Raw genomic sequence first — 13,936 nt, 5'->3', positions numbered from 1 at the left:
CGCCCTTTAACATTTTTTTTGTGGCGTTGCCTTCGTAGTGGGTTAACGCCCTGTGAGGCGTTGCCACCAGCTCTTTTGTGTCGTGTCTTCGTAAAGATCGAGCGGTTCAAGCTGCGGCTGCATGGGCTTGTTCATGAAGGCTGCCAGCGGATTGGAGACGCAGAGGAGATGGGCGTAGTCGGAGCCGTACTTTTCTGCGACGAGCTCCATAGCCTCGCGCATCTTCGGCGGCCGTGAGGTGACGTTATGCGCGTCCGTTGCGAGGAAGTGTACCCAATGTTTGGAGAGAAGCTCGTGCGCGATGCGTTGGGCGGTTTTTCCCATCTTGCCGAGGACGGATCCGGCCGTGACCTGAACGAGAACGCCGCCTCGCATCCAATCCTTGATGCGCGAGATATCTTTCTGCAGCGTGAGATTGCGCTCGGGATGAGTGAGGATAGGGATCACGCCGTCGAGCTGCATCTGGTAGAAGACTTCGTGGAGTGTGGGAGGGAGAGCGTGGTCAGGCAGCTCGACCAGAAGATAGCCTCCGCCATTGAGGGAGAAGCGCGAGGGCTCGTTGTGCGCCAGCTGAATGTTGTCGTAGGAGGTATGGAAGTCGCAGCCCTGGCCGAGCGTGATGGGAATATTTCGCTGCTGAAGCAGATGCTGCAGCTCGGCGATCTTGGCCGCGATCTGCTCGGGGTTGTAATCGTAGTAGCCGTTGGCGTGAGGAGTGCAGGCAATATGGGTAATGCCGTCGCCAGCGGCCATCTGCGCCATTTCGATAGAGAGCTCAAGGCTGGTTGAGCCATCATCCTGGTCCCAGAGAAGATGATGATGAATGTCGATCATCGCTTAATCAATTCCATCCATGAAATGTGACGGTTGGCAAGACGAACGCGCTAATGCGCCAGAGCGAGAGATTCGACCATGGAGCGAAAGAGGAGGAGGCCGTCGGCAGAGCCGAGAAGATTTTCGCTGGAGCGATCGGGATGAGGCATCATGCCGAGCACATTGCGGCCCTCGCTGAGCACGCCTGCGATGTTTTCCAGTGAGCCATTGGGATTGGCCGCCGGGGTGATCTCGCCAGCAGGCGTCGCGTAACGGAAGGCGATGCGGTCCTCTGCTTTGAGCTTTGCCAGCGTATCGGCATCGCAGAAGTAGTTGCCCTCCATGTGTCCGATGGGCATCTGCAGGACGCGCCCGCGCTTTATGCCATGGGTGAAGGGGGAGTCTGCGGTCTCGGTGCGGAGATTGACCTGTTTGCAGATGTAGTGCTGATTGGCATTGCGCATCAGCGCGCCGGGAAGAAGCCCTGATTCGCAGAGAATCTGAAAACCGTTGCAGATGCCGAAGACCAGGCCGCCGCTGTTTGCGAATTTGATGACGGACTGCATGACGGGTGCGAACTTCGCGATGGCCCCGGTGCGGAGGTAGTCGCCATAGGCGAAGCCTCCGGGAACGAGGATGGCATCGCAGCCCTGAAGGTCTTCGGATGCATGCCAGAGGAAGGTGACCGGCTGCTCGACCAGGTTTTCGATGACGTTATAGGTGTCGTGATCACAGTTGGAGCCCGGAAAGACCAGAACGCCGAATTTCATAGATTAAGGATAGCATCCAGGCTTTACTGGATGATTTGAACCCCTTCTGCTTATTCAAAGATTGGAGCGTAGACGGCGTATCCGCGTGGCGGAGCAGGAAACTCGGCGTTGCCTTCGCCGTCGGTGGTGCGCTCATCGGGATGGGCGATGTCGTGTCCGTCCCAGGCTACGGGCCTGAACTTCTGGTTTTTCCAGTGTGTTTTGACAGAGGTGCCGGACCACTTATCGCCGAGGTTGTTCAGCACATAGATGCAGCCGGGACGGCCTTCAATTCCGCTGCGCTGGAGGATGTAGAGGTCTGGATCGGCGTGCAGGATGCAGGCTTCTCCGTCGGCGTATTTATGGTGCGCGTCGATGAGAGCGTCGATGCCGTTGGGAGTGCCAGGTCGCGCGAGGCCGAGGTTGTAGTAGTCGTACCAGAAGATGCAGGGGTAGCCCTCGTTCATGAGGATGAAGGAGTAGGCGAGATTCTTGTCGTTGACGATCTCGTTGCCGCCCATGTCGTGGTTTTCGACGAAAGTGACGGCGTTGAAGGGGCGCTCTGAAACGACAGAGCCATCGCTGGTGAGATTGCGCAGGTCGTAGTGCAGGGTGTCGCAGAGATCCTTCAGCTTGTAGCGCAAGGGGAAGTCGAAGGCGGCGATCTGGTTGTCGGTGACGGCGCGCACCTCGTCCAGCCAGTTTCCGATGTCTTCGGGGCCAGACCAGTACTCGCCGACGACGAAAGGCGTGAACTCCTTGCCGTCGCGCTCATAGCGATATTTGGCGAGAAGGCCGATCATCCACGCGCCAAAGCCTTTGGCAAAGTCGAAGCGGAAGCCGTCAAAGCCGAGCTCTTCGATGATCATGCGGGCGTACTCGAACATGGCGGTGTAGACGCGGGGATTGCGATGGCAAAGATGAGGGAAGCCGGCGAAGTTTTCGCCTTCGATCATCACGCGCTCGTAGCGGGAGGGATGGAAGCAGTTCCAATCGCGGGGAAATCTTCCGGATTTGGGATTGAATTTCGTCCAGCGCTTCTGGCCGTCGATGGGATTGACCTCTTCTTCATCAGCCCCGGAGTTGTGATTGATGACCATGTCGGCGTAGGCGCCGATGTTGTGCTCGCGGAGGGTCTTGATGAGGTTCTCGAGCTCGGCGCGATTCCCGTAGAGAGTCTTAACGGCGCCCTTCTGATCGAAGTCGCCGAGGTCGAAATAGTCGTAAGGGTCGTAGCCGGGCGAGCGCGCCTCGGCTCCTTTGCAGACGGGCGGAAGCCAGAGAGCATTGATGCCAGCTTTGCCGAGATCTGGGGCCTTTTCCGCGATGAAGTTCCACCACTCGCCCTCTTTCTGCTCCTTGATCGGGGAGTCCCAGTAGAACGCCTGCATCATAACCGCCATAATCTGCGCTTCCTCTCTTTGTCCTGCACTGACTCAGATGCGAAGTTGTCCTGCTACCGGAGAGTTTCAGAAAAGTCCGGTTTCGCGTAGGTTAGTTCACAAGGGTGAGCACTCAGGTATTTCCGTATCTGATGCAAAGGAGTGGCGATCAGGTTGGTATGACGACTCAGGGTACACCGCAGTCTCCATTCCGAACGGCCGGTGGCGCGCTGGTGAACTGGTGGCGCGCGGCGACACTGGATGCGCTGATCGTGGGCGTGCTTTGGCTGATCGGGCTCGAGCTGATTCACGTGCCGCTTGCTCCCTTCTGGGCCCTGCTGGGCGCGATGCTACAGATTATTCCGACCTTCGGGGGAATGATTGCGCTGATCGGGCCCGTATTGTCGGTTGCGTTCCAGGGGTCCGATGACTGGTGGAGACTGGGACTGGTGCTTGGGCTTTACGGCGTGATCGCGATTCTGGAAGGACTCGTGATTGGTCCCTACGTGCTGCACCGCACGACCAGGGTTCCATGGTGGGCGGCGTTTCTTGGACCGATCGTGCTGGGAATCGTGATCCCGTTCTGGGGTGTGCTGCTGGCGCCGCCGTTGCTGGCCGTCTTCTTTGCGCTTCGCGATCGTCGCGCGTCGCAGCGGCAGGGGTGAAGCTGGTTTTTCTGAACAGGCGTGATTCTGAGGAGAGATCTGACTTCGAGCGTCGCTCGAATGCCCACCTTAGCGACGATAAGACTGTCGCGAAGATGGGCCTGTTGAGAAGGATCTTTTCAGCTCAGGATGACGAGGGTTCTCTCTGAGAGGGACTCAGGCGCCGACCCTGTATCGAGTTTCGGCGAGGCGGTAGAGTGGTCGCCATACAAGGCGGTTGATCGTGACCACCATACCGGCCATCACGATGGTTGCGAGCAGGAGGATCTGGAATTTTCCGGCGTCGGTCGCGGCACTGATGACTGCGCCGAGTCCGGTGGTCTGGAGTGTATGGTTCTTGAGGTGAAAGTACTCGGCGATGATGCTTGCGTTCCAGGCGCCACCGGAGGCGGTGACCAGACCGGTGATGAGGTAAGGAAAAATTCCGGGTAGGATCAGGGTCTTCCAACGCTGCACCATCGTGAAGTGGAACAGAGAGGACACCTCGCGAAGATCGGTGGGAATGGCCATGGCTCCGGCGATGACGTTGAAGAGGATGTACCACTGGGTTCCGAGCATCATCAGCAGGATGGAGCCGACGCCGAGTCCTCCGCCGACCCGGACCAGCGCCATCAGGACGACGGGGAAGAGCGCGGTTGCGGGAACAGAGGCTGCAATCTGCGCAAGCGGCTGCGCGATGCGCGCGAGACGTGGATGGAAGCCGATGGCGACTCCGGCAGGAATCGTCCAGGCGGAGGCGATCAGAAGAGCTGCGTTGACGCGAAGGAAGGTTGCAAGCGCGCCTTCAAGAATCTGAGTGAACTCAGAGCGCTGGACCTGCCGCAGAAGCGAGAGAGCATGAAAAGCAGCATAGAGAACACCGCCGATGAGGGCGATGAGAACTGCGATCCGCAGCCCAGCAGCCCAGCGCTCACTATTGTGGCTGACGGTTCCCGCTGGCGGTTTGGCGGCTTCCGCTCGCCTGCGGTTTTCGGCGAGGCGCTGATAGATTGCCTCGGATAGTGGCTCGACGGTGTGGCTGCGGAGCGTTTGGAGGGCGCGTGAATGCTGAAACAGGTGAAGCAGCGGCGAGCTGATGTGCGATGCCGTCTCCACCTGCTCGAACTTGAATTTGTTGCTCCAGGCGATGACGGGTCGCCAGACGAGCTGGTCCGTGGCGACGATGATGGCGATCATGGTGAAGAGTCCCCAGCTGATCGCCGCCGCATTGCCGGTGCTGGCCGCGGTCTGCAGATAGGAGCCGAGGCCTGGAAGGCGGAAGTCCCTCGGACCGAGGACGAACATCTCGCAGGCCATCAGGAAGAACCAGCCGCCGGCGACCGAGACCATCGAGTTCCAGACGAGGCCGATTGCAGAGTAGGGGAGCTCAAGCTCCCACAGCCGCTGCCAGGGCGAGAAACGGTAGACGATGGACGCCTCGCGAAGCTCGCGGGGAATGCTCTTAAGCGAGGAATAAAAGCTGAAGGCCATGTTCCAGACCTGGCCGGTGAAGATGAGGATGATGGCACCCATCTCCACGCCGATCTGACGCGAGGGAAAGAGGGCGACCATGGCCAGCATGACTCCGGGAAGAAAGCTCAGCACGGGAATCGATTGCAGGATGTCGAGGCCGGCGATCATCAGCGCCTCGACGCGTCGGTTGTAAGCAGCGGTGTAGCCATAGCCGATCGCGAAGAGGAGGCTCAACGCATAAGCAAGCCAGATACGGACGATGGAGTAGAACGCATAGCGGGGAAGCGCGCGCGGGCTCAGCGAGATTTTGATCTCAGGCAGAGGGTGTCCGAACCAATACCGGGCGAGCACCACAACGCCGTAGAAGCAAGCCAGGCCGATCCCGGCGACGCAGAGATCGAGCACAACGGGCCAGCTGCGGCGGAGCACCTGCGAGCGTGCCAGAGTCTCGCGGCCCCGGACATTGCTGAAGCTGTCCGGAAGCTGGATCATGCCTTGATCTCCGAGGCGGCGGTCGAATCCGTCTCCTGCTTTTCAGGCTGGGTGAAGCGGCGACGGGAGGCGTCGAAGTCAAACAGCTCGGCGTAGCGGCCCCAGTTAATGGCGGTCTCCAGCTGACGCAGAGTCTCGTCCTCGCTGAACTGCTCGTCGAGCATGTCGTGGAAGAAATCTTCGGGAACGCTCTTGTCGCTCTTGGCCTCGATGGCACGCACGATCTGGCGCAACAGAAGCACATTCTCGACGGCGGCGATGCGGAAGAGCTCCTTCTGGCGAAGAATCTCGGAGTTGGCGTACTCGGCGCCGGTGGGGGTGATAGCGGCGTCGCCCTCGGTGACCTTGAGAAAGCCGAGCAGCTGGGCTGCGTCAACGATGGGAAGGAGATCGTCGATCTCAAACGCGAGATCATCGGCGAGGCGATAGATATCGTCCTTGCCGTTGTGGTCGAGCAGAATTTCGAGCAGGCCGGCGATACCGCCCGGACGAGCGTGGGGAAGCATCTGGTAATGCATCTGGCGCTGATCGCGGACGGGGCGGCCCGCAGCGGTAAGGGGGAGCGCCGGAGGCTGGGCCTCAGGCTGGGTGAGCACCTTGTAGATGTAGTCGACGAGCTGGGTGAAAGCGGCGGCCTTGCGTTCGCGGGGATGCGCGAGGGCAACCTTGAAGTCGGTCCGTACGTGTCCGGGATTGCGGCCGAGCACGATAATTCGGTCGGCCAGAAGCACCGCTTCTTCGATGTTGTGCGTCACAATGAAGATGGCTCGTGTGGGAATCGTCTTGTTCTGCCACAGCTCCAGCAGTTCGCTGCGAAGATTCTCCGCCGTGAGGACGTCGAGCGCGGAGAAGGGCTCGTCCATAAAGAGGACTTCGGGCTCGACGACGAGGGCGCGGGCGAAGCCGACGCGCTGGCGCATGCCGCCGGAGAGCTCTTTTGGGTATGCGCTCTGGAAGCCATCGAGTCCGACGGTGTCCAGCATCTTGAGCGCGCGTTTGCGCCGCTCGACAGGCTCCATGCCGCGGGCCTTCAGCGGGGCCTCCACATTTTCGACGACGGTTAGCCAGGGAAAGAGAGCGAAGCTCTGGAAGACGATGGCTACATTGACGTCGGCGTTGGCAACAGGCTTTTCATGCCAGTACACCTGGCCTGCCGAGGGGGTGGAGAGACCTGTGAGCATACGCAGCAGCGTGGATTTGCCGGAGCCGGAGGGTCCAAGCAGAGCCACGATCTCGCCTTCGCTAATAGACAGGTCGGTAGGAGAGATGACCTGAATGCGGTTCTCGCTCGGCTGCGCGTAGTATTTTTCGACCTGTTCGGCCCGAATGATAACTTGCTGCATAGGAATTGTTTTCAAGCGATGATGAGGTTGATGAAATTCGGCAAGAGCGATGGCTCAGGCTCTGAGCTCAGCGTATCATTAGTATCTAGGCTCCATAGTAAAGTGCCATCCACGATTCCTACTGCAATGTAATGTTGAATAATTTGAATGAGGAAGATTTTCGAATGTCCACGACACCGAAGCCGAAGGTTCTCGTCGCCGACGACGAGCAGGTGATTGCAAACACGCTGGCGATTATTCTGAACCAGTCAGGGTTTGAAGCGCGTGCCGTGTTCAGCGGAGAAAAAGCCATCGAAACACTCGACAGTTTCCAGCCCGATATGCTGATCAGCGATGTGATCATGACCGGAATGACTGGAATCGAGGCGGCGATTATCACTCGACAACGCCTGCCAAATTGCAAGATTCTCTTGTTTTCGGGACAGGCGGCTACCGCCGACCTGCTTGAAAAAGCACGGACGGAGGGGCATGAGTTCGAAATTCTTGCCAAGCCTGTCCATCCTACGGATCTTCTGGCCAAACTTCGCAGCTAACGAAGGCAAGTAATATCCAGTCGCAACGGGAGAGATCAGATGTCTTTTGCCACTGCTTCTTGAGTGGAAGGGCGTTTCCGTTCCTTTAGCTTGACTGCCGGGACCCCGGCATAGATTGCCCAGGCTTCGAGGTTGCGGGTGGCAACCGACCCCAATCCCAGGACCGCGCCCTCTTCCATGTGAACTCCCGGAGCGACGGATGCCCGCGCGCATACCCAGCTATAGGGGCCAAAGCTCATCGCATAGGCCAACAAGGGGAAGGCGGGATCGTCGTAGTCGTGGGTGGCCCCGCAGACATAGGCGTCCTGCGAGAGGATGGCGTGCGAGCCGAAGGTGATGGGAGCCGGATTATAGATTTCGGCCCCATCTGCGGCCGTGACCTGATCGGCGCAGACCAGGTTCCAGGGAGCCCATACCTTCGATTTGGGATAAAAATGACAGTTTGGGCCCATGGTCGCCCCAAAGAGACGCAGCAGGAGAGAGCGCCAGCCATGCAGGGGACGGGGTGAGGTGCGGTAAAGAAGAGCCCAGCAGAGATTCCAAACCAGTCGACGCAGGCGTTGGCTCAGGGGGAAAGCGGGCCGCTGGTAGGGATCGGCTGCCGTCTCGGCGGAGATGTGATCGGCCGCGTTGTAATGAATGGGTCTGGGCATGTTAGCTGGAATCAGGAACGACTGGAGACCGTCTCCGTCTCGGAGGTTTTGGCTTTCGCGGATTCGAAGAGCCGCATGATGGTCTTTGCGTTCTCGCGCATATCATAGCGCTGGCGGAAGCAGGGGATCGCGCGCTCGGCCATCGTGGTACGGGTTTCGGGAGACGCGGAGATCCAGCGTTCGAGCAGACGCAGGGTACCTTCGGCGGTATCGGGCTCCATAAATCCTGCCTGGTCGCTGGCAATATCCTCGGCGATGTTGACCTTATCGGAGAGCAGCACTGGTTTACCGCAGCTTAGCGCCTCTGCGACGGCGATACCGAAATTTTCCTGGTGGGAGGGAAGGATGAAGGCTTCCGATGCATGGAAAGCTCCCCATTTGACGTCACCTGTGACCATGCCGGGCCAGTGGACTCGATCCTCCACCCCTGCGCTAACGGCTATCTCCTGCAACTCTTTACTCCATCCCTGCTGGTCCGGGCCAGCCATCACAAGGTGCAGGCCAGGATCCCGCTGGGCGATCTTTCCGAAAGCCTGAAGGAGAAGATCGCACCCTTTTTTGCGATGAATGCGGCCGAGAAAGAGCAGGAATCGCTTGTCCCAGACCTGGGGGCATCGTTCGAAGAAGGTCTCGCGGAGGCTTTGCGGGTCCGCAGCAGGTGGTCCGCTTACGCCATAAGGAACGACGTGAGGTGTCCAGCGGTGCAGCCAGAAACTTTGCTCTGCCAGTTGCTTCTCTGCGGTGGAGGTGAAGAGAACGCGATAGGCATCGCGCAGGACCCAGTATTCAAACGGAGCCCAGTAGAGCCATTTTTTGAGGTGCTTCAACCTCGAAGCGCGCTTGAAATAGGGATCCAGCATGCCATGGGTGAAGACCATATAGGGCATGCTGCCAGCGAGCGCGCGCCGGGTGGCAACGCCGCAATATTGCCATAATCCATGGACGACTACGCCATCAAATCGCCGGTAATTCTCCTGAATCCAGGGAACCAGCTTTGGGCTGCGGCCATAGGTCGAAGAGACAGGTCCCAGGGGATAGACGGGGAAGTCCAGTGTTTTGAGGAAGGGGGCGGAGGGGTCATCGAGCGTGGCGACTTCGCCGAAGTATCCTATGTCGCGATAGCTAAGAATCATGCGCACTGCCTGGCTGGGGCCCCCGGCCTCCGGACTCAGTGTCCCGATGATGTGCAGAATTCGCATGCGCAGTTACCCGTTGGCCTAACGCCTAAGCCGTGATTTTCTTAGTTACCGCAGCCAGCGCTCTCCGCAGGCCGCGAACATCTTCTTCGTAACCCCACTTGCTGATGCGCTCCAGACCACGGCGTCCCATCTCGGCGGCAGTCTCCGGCGTTGCAAGAGTCCTGCGTAGCGCCTCGGTCAGAGCCTCGACATTGCCGGCAGGAAAGATGGCGCCCTCGACCCCATCAGTGATCAAGTCGCGCTGGCAGCCGACCTCGTCGGAGACGATCACCGCGCGTCCGGCGTTCATCACTTCGTTGACGATGAGGCCCCAGGGCTCATGACGGGAGGGGAGAACGAAGACGGTTGCGAGGTCGAAGTATCGGGGGAGCTCGGATTGATTTTTGAAGCCGCAGAAGCGAATGCTCTGAAATCCGCTCTGCTGCGCTGCGTGTTCAAGCGATTGTCGCTGTTCACCATCCCCGACGATGACCAGATAGGGATGCGGCTCGACGCCGGGCGCGGGTGACAACCGCTTGTAGGCCTCCAGCAGATCGTCGGTTCGTTTGCGTCCCTGGAGCTTGGAGGCGAAGAGAATGACGGGACGCGCCGGATCAAGATTCAACTCCTTGCGCAACTCTTCCCGTCGCGGCGCCGCTTCAGCGCTGCGCTTTTGAAAGTATTCGTTGTCGACCGCATAAGGCATCAGGAAGAGCGGGAAATCTTCGCCTAGATAATATCGCCAGTACTCGGAGTTGAGAGTTCCGATAGGCATGACGCCATCGATCATCTGCGACAGCGTACGAAAGAAGAGTTTTTTGGCGGCGAGCTTCGCCCCGCTTCGCTCGCGGTCTCCCAGCCAGGACTCGGCGCGAACCAGAACAGGAATCCCAAGAGCGTTTGCCGCAGTGATGCCATGGAGGGCATTGACGTTGGCGTATCCATGAACCCAGAGCACATCGAAGGCAGGATTGTCCTGATCGCCTCGAAGGCGCCGGGCTATGCCGTAGTTCATCGGGGTTGTGGGAGTGACGCGAGCGTTATCCCGGAGGACGGGGAGAAATTCGTGACGATAGCCTTCCAGCAGGGGAACGTCCCACTTGACCCCAACGCCGCCAAACCCGGCATCTTTGTATCCCTTGACCGAGAAGTCGGATCCGAAGAAGACGGTCAGGTCAATCTCCGGTTCGCGAGCGATGCGGCGAAGCAGAGGAGCCTGGTACTGGATTGGATGGCTCACGAGATAAGCCAGCCGAACTCGATTGCTCGTCGTGTTGTTTCGCGGGGCCGGGGAGGTCATAGGGTTCCGGAGTTCGTCCTTGTCGAAAAGAGTATTAGCGTGTCGCTACGACGAGAATGGAGGCAAAGCCGACGAGCGTCGACAGACCGCCGGACTTGATAGCGCTCTTCATCAGAGAGCTTGGCAAAAAGACAATATCGTCGGTTTGAAGGACAGGGTCCGGATCTTTTCCATCGACGACTCGTTTCATGTCGAGACGCACAACCGTACGATTGGCCCCCACGGTCCGAATCAGTCGAAGATCGGCCATCTTGCCTTCAAAACCCGGGCCTCCGACAAGGGTCGCCGCCTGCATCAACGTAAGCGGGGAGTTTTGTTGAAGGGGAATCGCTCCGACATTTTTGAACGCTCCCAGCATGTAGACGGCTCCAGCCCGGGCAACGATGATTGTGTCGCCGGCAAAGATGGGAATGTTGCTCTTTTCGCTCTTCATCGGATCGCTGCCAAGGCTGACCACGATGGGCTGCTCGGAGCCGAGCCGATGAATCGTCAGTGTGTGGCTTGCCGAAGCCGGAATGCCCCCAGCTGCCGTCAGCACATCCAGCAACCTGCTTTGTCCAATAATCGGGATGACCGAGTGCACCTCGCCCGTTACCGTCGCCGTCTGATTCGGCGATTCCGCGAGTTGTAGCGTGATTTGGGGATTGCGATACATCCCGCCCGCGATCAATTTATCGGCGATAAGTTTTTCAGCCTCGTGGAGGGTTAGTCCCTTCACCTGAAGACCGCCAACGAGCGGAAGCTGAATGGAACCATCCAGGCTGACGCGCACCACTGGGGCATAGTCGGCCGAGGGATAAAGATGTACGGCGATCAAATCCCCGGAAAAGATGCGGAGATCGTGTTTCGGGGGAAACAGAATCTCCGGGTCCGTGGTTAATGCGACAGGCTGATTGATCGTCTCCGCTGAGACAAGAGCCGGACCGTTGAACTGGGCTCGCGCGGCGGAGGTGAAGATGCCGGACATCAGGAAGAGAACAGCAAATGTCCGCAGAGTGTTGTCGAGGATAGGTCGTCGGATCATTGCTTCACCTCCCCGGAGCCGCCCGGATTGCGCGGGTCCGTCTTCGACTGCCATGTTTCGGCATCGGCTCCTGCGCTCGAGTAGCCTGAGTATCCGTAATAGCCGTAATAGTCGGGCGAGCTTACGTCGACGGCGTTCAGAAGAATGCCGGTCACGGGCGCTCCGGAGCGCAGCAGAAGATCGCGCGCGCGGCGAACAACATGCTTGCTTGATTTGCCGTGACGGATGACGAGTACGACAGCATCGGCCTCGCGGGCGAGGACGACGGCGTCTGTGACGGACAGGACCGGCGGCGAATCGATAATGACATGGGTGTAGATCTCCCCCGCATGATCGAGCAGCTGTCTCATCGTTTCGGAGCTCAACATCTCCGTGGGGAAGGGAGGCATCGGGCCGCTGACCAGCACATCGAGATTCGGTACCTCTTGCACCTTCTGCACGGCTTCTTCGAGGGTGATTGCTCCGGTCAGCAACGTCGAAAGACCGGTTCTCGAACTCAGGCCGAAACGCTGATGAACGGTGGGCCTTCTCAGGTCCGCGTCGATCAGCAGTACCCTAGCCTCGCCCTGGGCGAGAATGGTGGCCAGGTTTGTGGATGCCGTTGTCTTGCCCTCAGACGGCGTGGCGCTGGTGAGAAGAATGTACTTCGGCGGATGTCCGGCGGAAGACAGCAGAAGTGCGGTGCGAAGCGAACGAAAGGCTTCGGCAAACTGCGACTTCGGTTGCGCCAACGAAATGATGTTGCGGGCGGTGACACTCTGGCCTGGCACCTCCGCCACCGAACGCCGGAATCTGGGGATAATGGCGAGCGAAGGCAGCTCGATGATGCTTTCGACCTCCGCCACACTGCGCAGGCCGGTATCGAGGCTCTCCAGCAGGAACGACAACATGATTCCAGCTACCAGGCTGATAAACAGATAAGTGAGAACGACGGTAGATTTTCGCTTGAGAGTTGGCGTTGCCGGCACCATGGCCGGATCGACCACATCAATCTCCAGGGACTCAAGGCCGGCTTCAACTCCTGCAGTCCGGAGCTTTTGCAGAAGGCCTTCGTAGAGATTGCGGTTCGATTCGAATTCGCGCTGACGAATTGTGTATTCGACCAGATCGTCGCGCAATTTGTAAGCGTTTGCCTTTTCAGCTTCCAGCGCTGCCGTTGTCTGTTTTTCGCTGTTTTCAGCAGCAAGGTAAAGCTGTTTCGATTGAATCACAAGGCGCTGTTGTTCAGCGTTGATCTCAGTGGAGAGTTCCTGGATCTGTGCTTTCTGCGCTTTGGCCTGAGGATGGTTTGGCCCCAGGTCTGACTCCATTTGAGCGAAGGCGGCTCGGGCCGTAGCAAGTTGTCCACGAAGTATGTTGAGCTGGGTGGGCGCTGCATTCGGCGAGGTGTTCAAAGAACCCTCGATCGTATTCGGGTCCATGCCGCTCAGCATGCGATATTGCGATTCGGCTACGATGCGCTCGATCCGGGCAGTGTTTGAAGCGAGGGAAAGCTGATCGAGCGACGCGCTGATCTGGCTGTGATTTGGATCGAAGCCGAGGATGCCCAGACGCTTCTGTACGTCCAGCATCTGTTCCTGTGAGGCCTGGACTTGTTGTTTCAGGTCGTCCAGCTGGCCGGAGAGCCAGTTGGAGACTCTCTGCGAAGAGGAGAAGCGGGTCTCATAACTACGCTGAATATAAGCGGCAATTACCTTGTTGACGATATCGGCAGCCAGCTTCGCGTTTAGAGACTGATAGCTGATGCGGATGATCTCGGTCTTCTGGACTTGTTCGATTTTAAGATTGCCCAGCAGCTGATGGATCGTCCTTTGCCGAACGAGAGGATCGTCGATCAAAGCCCGAGGATTTGGAGCCGGGCCGCCGAGAAATTCAGGATTATTGGCCAGGTCCATCTCTCGCGCGACGGTAAGCATCAGCGAATCGCTTTGAAGGATAGCGACTTCGGTGAGCAGGCGCTGTGTGGAGTCACTATTTAGACCTGGTACAGCATTTACGCGGTATTCGTTGGAAGAGCCGGACCGGACCTGAATGCGGCCGAAGGCTCCATAGATGCGAGGCTGCATCTCGGCACGATAGATGCCATAGATCAATCCCAGCAGAACGAAGACCGAAAGCAGTCTCTTCCGTTTGCGCAGAGTCATCAGCGTCTCGGAGAGAGTCGTATCGGTCACCGCGGTGCTGAATGCGGGGGGAGTAATGTCAGATGCGCCATCCATTGAGGATGGTGTCTGCGCGCTTTGGGGACCCATTCCGACTAGTCTACAAGAAACATCGCGCAGGAAAGATAATTTGCTGTAACCCTTTGTTCTCCTCGAAAGCTCCGAGTTCAGATATCTTTAAGTCTGGAGG

12 protein-coding genes are annotated in these 13,936 nt (G+C 58.5%); 2 read left to right on the top strand and 10 right to left on the bottom strand.

What is annotated here, in order from left to right; genetic code table 11:
* Nucleotides 1–42: 42 nt before the first annotated feature.
* Genes AC5S26_RS12665 through AC5S26_RS12655 form a run of 3 tightly spaced genes read right to left on the bottom strand, consistent with a single transcriptional unit; the run spans nt 43 to nt 2,965 of the window.
* Entirely contained in the window at nt 43–834 is a 792-nt protein-coding gene (locus tag AC5S26_RS12665; protein ID WP_494185253.1) for a tyrosine-protein phosphatase, read from the bottom strand.
* Between the two features lie 50 nt (nt 835–884).
* A complete protein-coding gene (gene purQ, locus AC5S26_RS12660) occupies nt 885–1,583 on the bottom strand; it encodes a phosphoribosylformylglycinamidine synthase subunit PurQ (protein ID WP_494185252.1) in 699 nt (232 codons plus the stop codon).
* Between the two features lie 50 nt (nt 1,584–1,633).
* On the bottom strand, nt 1,634–2,965 hold the full coding sequence (locus tag AC5S26_RS12655; protein WP_494185251.1) for an alpha-amylase domain-containing protein: 1,332 nt from the start codon (nt 2,963–2,965) through the stop codon (nt 1,634–1,636).
* 158 nt (nt 2,966–3,123) lie between these two features.
* Between AC5S26_RS12655 and AC5S26_RS12650 the strand changes: the two genes are divergently transcribed.
* Nucleotides 3,124–3,609 (top strand): AI-2E family transporter, encoded by a 486-nt coding sequence (locus AC5S26_RS12650; RefSeq protein ID WP_494185250.1) that lies wholly within the window; start codon nt 3,124–3,126, stop codon nt 3,607–3,609.
* A gap of 156 nt (nt 3,610–3,765) precedes the next feature.
* Here the strand turns inward: AC5S26_RS12650 and AC5S26_RS12645 are convergent, their stop codons facing one another.
* Both AC5S26_RS12645 and AC5S26_RS12640 read right to left on the bottom strand, forming a co-directional pair.
* Complete coding sequence (locus tag AC5S26_RS12645; protein WP_494185249.1) at nt 3,766–5,553, bottom strand: ABC transporter permease; 1,788 nt, start codon at nt 5,551–5,553, stop codon at nt 3,766–3,768.
* Complete coding sequence (locus tag AC5S26_RS12640) at nt 5,550–6,896, bottom strand: ABC transporter ATP-binding protein (protein ID WP_494185248.1); 1,347 nt, start codon at nt 6,894–6,896, stop codon at nt 5,550–5,552. The genes AC5S26_RS12645 and AC5S26_RS12640 overlap by 4 nt, the downstream gene beginning before the upstream one ends.
* 164 nt (nt 6,897–7,060) lie before the next feature.
* Here AC5S26_RS12640 and AC5S26_RS12635 point away from each other — a divergent pair, with 164 nt between their 5' ends.
* Nucleotides 7,061–7,429 carry a response regulator gene (locus AC5S26_RS12635; RefSeq protein WP_494185247.1) on the top strand — a complete coding sequence of 123 codons (369 nt, stop codon included), beginning with the start codon at nt 7,061–7,063 and terminating at the stop codon, nt 7,427–7,429.
* Between the two features lie 35 nt (nt 7,430–7,464).
* Here AC5S26_RS12635 and AC5S26_RS12630 read toward each other — a convergent pair whose 3' ends face one another.
* From AC5S26_RS12630 to AC5S26_RS12610, 5 genes are read right to left on the bottom strand one after another with little or no spacing between them, the layout of a single operon-like run.
* Nucleotides 7,465–8,082: an LbetaH domain-containing protein gene (locus AC5S26_RS12630; protein ID WP_494185246.1), complete on the bottom strand. Its 618-nt coding sequence runs from the start codon at nt 8,080–8,082 to the stop codon at nt 7,465–7,467.
* A gap of 11 nt (nt 8,083–8,093) precedes the next feature.
* Nucleotides 8,094–9,281, bottom strand: coding sequence for a glycosyltransferase (locus AC5S26_RS12625; protein WP_494185245.1), 1,188 nt, complete (start codon nt 9,279–9,281; stop codon nt 8,094–8,096).
* Nucleotides 9,282–9,306: 25 nt separating this feature from the next.
* Nucleotides 9,307–10,560 (bottom strand): glycosyltransferase family 4 protein, encoded by a 1,254-nt coding sequence (locus tag AC5S26_RS12620; protein WP_494185244.1) that lies wholly within the window; start codon nt 10,558–10,560, stop codon nt 9,307–9,309.
* Nucleotides 10,561–10,594: 34 nt separating this feature from the next.
* Nucleotides 10,595–11,584, bottom strand: coding sequence for a polysaccharide biosynthesis/export family protein (locus AC5S26_RS12615; RefSeq protein WP_494185243.1), 990 nt, complete (start codon nt 11,582–11,584; stop codon nt 10,595–10,597).
* Nucleotides 11,581–13,803: a GumC family protein gene (locus tag AC5S26_RS12610; RefSeq protein ID WP_494185242.1), complete on the bottom strand. Its 2,223-nt coding sequence runs from the start codon at nt 13,801–13,803 to the stop codon at nt 11,581–11,583. The genes AC5S26_RS12615 and AC5S26_RS12610 overlap by 4 nt, the downstream gene beginning before the upstream one ends.
* Nucleotides 13,804–13,936 lie beyond the last annotated feature (133 nt).

It is taken from the genome of Edaphobacter sp. FHG110511_03 (assembly GCF_059115365.1).
Note: the sequence above shows the minus strand (reverse complement) of the source record. Positions and strands in the feature narration are given on the sequence as shown.

Excerpts from the sequence above, each read along its gene's own strand:
- AC5S26_RS12665 (WP_494185253.1), bottom strand. The coding sequence starts at position 834 with ATGATCGACATTCATCATCATCTTCTCTGGGACCAGGATGATGGCTCA.
- purQ (WP_494185252.1), bottom strand. The coding sequence starts at position 1,583 with ATGAAATTCGGCGTTCTGGTCTTTCCGGGCTCCAACTGTGATCACGAC.
- AC5S26_RS12655 (WP_494185251.1), bottom strand. The coding sequence starts at position 2,965 with ATGGCGGTTATGATGCAGGCGTTCTACTGGGACTCCCCGATCAAGGAG.
- AC5S26_RS12650 (WP_494185250.1), top strand. The coding sequence starts at position 3,124 with ATGACGACTCAGGGTACACCGCAGTCTCCATTCCGAACGGCCGGTGGC.
- AC5S26_RS12645 (WP_494185249.1), bottom strand. The coding sequence starts at position 5,553 with ATGATCCAGCTTCCGGACAGCTTCAGCAATGTCCGGGGCCGCGAGACT.
- AC5S26_RS12640 (WP_494185248.1), bottom strand. The coding sequence starts at position 6,896 with ATGCAGCAAGTTATCATTCGGGCCGAACAGGTCGAAAAATACTACGCG.
- AC5S26_RS12635 (WP_494185247.1), top strand. The coding sequence starts at position 7,061 with ATGTCCACGACACCGAAGCCGAAGGTTCTCGTCGCCGACGACGAGCAG.
- AC5S26_RS12630 (WP_494185246.1), bottom strand. The coding sequence starts at position 8,082 with ATGCCCAGACCCATTCATTACAACGCGGCCGATCACATCTCCGCCGAG.
- AC5S26_RS12625 (WP_494185245.1), bottom strand. The coding sequence starts at position 9,281 with ATGCGAATTCTGCACATCATCGGGACACTGAGTCCGGAGGCCGGGGGC.
- AC5S26_RS12620 (WP_494185244.1), bottom strand. The coding sequence starts at position 10,560 with ATGACCTCCCCGGCCCCGCGAAACAACACGACGAGCAATCGAGTTCGG.
- AC5S26_RS12615 (WP_494185243.1), bottom strand. The coding sequence starts at position 11,584 with ATGATCCGACGACCTATCCTCGACAACACTCTGCGGACATTTGCTGTT.
- AC5S26_RS12610 (WP_494185242.1), bottom strand. The coding sequence starts at position 13,803 with ATGGATGGCGCATCTGACATTACTCCCCCCGCATTCAGCACCGCGGTG.